We start from the raw sequence: 3,799 nt of genomic DNA on the forward strand, positions 1-3,799 counted from the left end.
TTAACGGGTGACAAGGTGGCTAAACAGCTTGTTTGATAAGGGATAGAGCCTGAAAATCACGTTGGAAAAAGAGGCGTTTATGAGGCTTGAGAGCGATTAAGTTCAGAGCTAAATCAGCCCATAATTCCATGCCATACATCCATAGTTGTCCGTAGAGGGCAAAGCTGAAATCCTTAACGGGTGACAACATAGCTAGACAGCTTGTTGAATAAGGGGTAGAGCCTGAAGTCCACGCTGAAAATAGAGGCGTTTGTGAGGCTTGAGCGCCATCCAATACGGTTCGGATCAGATTGATAATTGACATTATTCTCAAAACTAGAACATAATAATCAAATATTGAGGATTCTAAAAATTTAGATTTTTGATCAACCGAACCAGATTGTCTTCTCACTAATCACTTACCTATCTTGTTAGTAGACCAAAACACCTTTTAAAGCTTGAATTGTATGAAAAATCAAAATTCCCAAGTCCATGAAACAGTTATTTCTTTAATCAATTTTATCTGTCAAAAATATCCTGATGAAATTGCAATGATTATAGAAGACCAGCAGTTGACTTACGGCGAGTTACAGCAACGAGCAGAACAGTTATTTCAATATTTAGTAGCACAGAATAGGCTGAAAAATAATGCTTTAGTTGGACTGTGTATAGAACCTTCTTTTGAAATGGTTATTGCGATCTATGCCATTTTAAAAGCGGGTGCAGCTTTTGTTCCTCTTGATCCAGACTTACCTCGCCAGCGACTTAGTTACATGATTGCTGATGCTAAATTAACCACGATTCTGACACAAAAAAAGTTTGCTTTTGATATCGAGCCAGCGATTCAACAGAGTAATTGGGATGGGCAAATGTGTTTTTTGGACACTCCTGTTGTCTGGCAATCGTTAACTACATTCTCTGCATCACCTTCAGTAGTGAAGCCTGAGCAACTAGCTTACATTATTTATACCTCTGGCTCTACAGGTGTACCAAAGGGGGTAATGCTTACCCATCAAGGTTTACTAAATCTTGCTCAGGCTAGTGGTGATATTTTTAATATCAAACAAGGCTTGCGTTTACTTCAGTTTGCATCTATCAGTTTTGATGCAGCAATCTGGGAATTATTTACAGCATTATGTAGTGGGGCAACTTTGGTACTGGGTGCAAGAGAGCAAATGCTTCCTGGGCAACTTTTAGCAAATTTCATGGTTAGACAAAAAGTGCAATGGGTAACATTACCTCCTTCTGTACTTGCTACGCTAACACCTTTCCGTCATCAGTTGCTTGATTTACAAATAGTAGTCGCAGCGGGTGAAGCTTGTCCCATATCGCTTGCCAAAGAATGGATTTCACCCTGTACCCGCTTTTTCAATGCCTATGGGCCAACAGAAATAACTGTTTGCTGCACAATTTACGAGTTTAAGCCACAGGATGTAAATTTACCTATTGGTTATGCGTTACCAAATGTGGAACTCTACATTCTAGATGAAGAATTTCAGTTTTGTAATCGTGGTGAAAAGGGTGAGTTATATGTAGGTGGTATGGGGGTAAGCAGAGGTTATCTAGATAAACCTGAGACTACAAATACTCGTTTTCTAAATAACCCTTTTGGTGTGGGCAAAATATATAAAACTGGTGATATCGTTTACGAAGATCCGTATCAGCCTGGACTATTACACTATGCTGGTAGGCTAGATAATCAGGTCAAAATTCGCGGCAAGCGTATAGAAATAGAAGCAATTGAAATGATACTTGCCCAACATCCTGGCGTACAGATGAACGTAGTCAAAGCAATTAGAACTACACGAATAAAAAGTAATGATGGGCTATTGATGCTTGTCGCATATATCGTTCCCAAAGCCGGACAGTTTTTGATAGAAAAGCATTTGCAATACTTTGCCGCCGAACAATTTCCAGATTACATGGTGCCTACGCGGTTTATTTTCGTGGATGAATTGGCTTTGTTACCTAATCGCAGTAAAGTAGACCGAAATGCTTTACCAGAATTTCTTCAAACACCATCATTTGCGACTGATACGACAGACAACTCTCTCAAAATTGCGATAATTTTTGATGAAGCTTTAGAATTACCTAGTAGAACTTGTAAACCTCACACTAATTTTTTTGAGATGGGCGGCAGTTCACTGTGTATAGCTCATGTCTTGTATGCACTCGAACGTGATTTTGGGGTTACTCTTCCTTCTCGCTTAGTTTATGAATATCCTACACCATCTGTTTTAGCAAAATTTTTAGAGCAGTTTAAATTCAAATGTGAAACTCTAACTAGTGATAAATATATTGACTTACAAGCAGAAGCTCGACTTTCTTCAGATTTAAATACATCTATTTGGCAACAACCACCAGAAGCTAAATATCGCTGTGCATTAATTACAGGTGCAACAGGTTTTTTGGGCGCACACTTGCTTTATGAACTACTCATAAAAAGCAGCTACGATAAAATTTATTGCTTGGTAAGGGCAGAGGGGGAAACAGCAGCAAACGCTAGGCTGCGTGAAACCTTCATCCAATATCGGCTACCAACAGCAAAACTAGACCAGGTAAATGTCATTGCTGGTAATATCCAAGAACCACAGTTGCAACTGCCAACATCATTATTTAACAAATTGGGTGAAGAAGTTGACGTAATCTATCATTTAGCTGCTGACACTAATTACATCAAACCTTATTCACTAATTAAAAAATCTAATTTAGACGGGACTGCAAATATTCTTTCTTTAAGCGCACATTGTCGTCACAAAATACTGCATTACGTATCTACTCCGTCTGTTTATGGAGCAGTAACTTCATTACTTGATATTAATGAAGTTTCGGAAGATTTTGATATTGATTTAAGCTTACCAATTATGTCCATAGAGTACGGCTATGTACAGTCAAAATGGGCTGCCGAGCGCATCGTTAGATCAGCAAGAGAAAAAGGATTAGCAGTTTCTATTTACCGTCCTGGTTTTATTTCTGGACATAGGCAAACAGGAATTGCTAACCTTAACGACACCTTCTACCGCTTTATTGGAGGTTGTATTGAGATGGGTATGTATCCAGATTGTCCTGAAAAATATTGGATTCCTGTTCCTGTAGACTATGTTGCTGCCGTCATCGCTCATATTTCCTCAGATGCAAAATACATAGGTGGCAATTACAACATTGTTGTTCCGAGAGAACAGGAATTAAGTAATGTAGAAATATTTGAGTACTTGAATGAATTGGGCTATCATCTACAAAAAATTTCACTAAAAAACTGGTTGAATGCTCTCTCTACTTTGTCAACAACTAATCCCTTATATCCATTGATATCTTTCTTCCAAGAGAAAGTATATCAAAACCGCAGTACTATACTTGAAGTACATCATCGTACTGCTATCTGCCAAGTAAATAATACCCTCAATAGTATACAAAGTTCCGGTATTTTTTGTCCCAAAATTGACAAGAAGCTCATCAGACAATACTTGCCCAACTTTGATAAAAATTTATCGACCAAGAAACTTTTCTGATTAACTCTGTGCCGAAACAGTAAAGTTATAGGTTTAAGGCCCTAGTACAACACGGCGTAAATAAACCAAGTACCGAAGAGCCAAAACTTTACCCTTATATGTCCACTTGAAAGGTTTAGCCATTGTTTGATTAAAGTAGTCAATAAAAGCGAGAATTCTAGTTTTGAGGTCATCCTGACTTTTGAAGCTGGCACGTTTGAGTAACTTCCGGACTAAAATACTGAACCAAATCTCAATTTGGTTCAGCCAAGAAGAATGTTTGGGTGTGTAATTTCGTATCCCCTCAATATTTCGGGGTTAAGAGTTATTAC

General features: G+C 38.2%; 2 protein-coding genes and 1 pseudogene. 1 reads left to right on the plus strand and 2 read right to left on the minus strand.

Annotation, left to right across the window (positions count from 1 at the left end; translation table 11 throughout):
- Positions 1–19: 19 nt before the first annotated feature.
- Positions 20–169 (minus strand): annotated as a pseudogene (locus tag VB654_RS25080) (IS4 family transposase); the annotation flags it as partial.
- Between the two features lie 277 nt (positions 170–446).
- Between VB654_RS25080 and VB654_RS25085 the strand changes: the two are divergent.
- A complete protein-coding gene (locus VB654_RS25085) occupies positions 447–3,488 on the plus strand; it encodes an amino acid adenylation domain-containing protein (protein WP_323216546.1) in 3,042 nt (1,013 codons plus the stop codon).
- 33 nt (positions 3,489–3,521) lie between these two features.
- On the opposite strand, the gene VB654_RS25090 is transcribed toward VB654_RS25085, so the two are convergent.
- The gene (locus tag VB654_RS25090) at positions 3,522–3,776 is read right to left on the minus strand and encodes a transposase (protein ID WP_323216547.1); all 255 of its coding nucleotides are present in this window, start codon (positions 3,774–3,776) and stop codon (positions 3,522–3,524) included.
- Between the last annotated feature and the right edge of the window lie 23 nt (positions 3,777–3,799).

This window comes from Nodularia sp. UHCC 0506 (assembly GCF_034931045.1).
In the GTDB taxonomy this organism is placed as follows: domain Bacteria; phylum Cyanobacteriota; class Cyanobacteriia; order Cyanobacteriales; family Nostocaceae; genus Nodularia.